Below are 375 nucleotides of genomic sequence, written 5' to 3'. Positions count from 1 at the left end.
GGTGAGTAAGGTGGGCGTGGCGGAGTTCGCGCCGCTCGCGCGCGAGACTGCGCGCGCGTGGTTGCTCGCGCTGCTGGCGGCGTGGGACGAAGGCGCGCGGCGGCCGTTGCCGCTCGCGGTGAAAACGGCCTTCGCCTGGCTGCGCAAATTGCCGGCGGACTACGACGCGGCGGCGGGCGCGGTGCCCGCCGAAGCGTGGGAAGCGGCGCGCACGGCCTTCGAGGGCGCGGCGCGCATGGCGGGCGAGTGCGAGACGAATCCGTACGTGCGCCGCGCATTTCCCGACTTCGACACGCTGATCGCAGGCGACGAATTCGCGACGCTCGCGGCCACGTTATTGCTGCCGGTGCAGCGCGCGCCGCTCGCTTCATCGAA

Annotated in this window: 1 pseudogene; it reads left to right on the top strand. The window is 72.5% G+C overall.

Going from position 1 to position 375, the window contains the following annotated elements:
- Positions 1–375, top strand: a pseudogene (locus tag SB816_RS30140) (exodeoxyribonuclease V subunit gamma); the annotation flags it as partial.

The sequence above is a fragment of the Achromobacter sp. SIMBA_011 genome, assembly GCF_046535435.1.
Classification (GTDB): Bacteria; Pseudomonadota; Gammaproteobacteria; order Burkholderiales; family Burkholderiaceae_B; genus Achromobacter; species Achromobacter dolens.
This window is presented reverse-complemented; position numbering and strand designations above follow the sequence as displayed.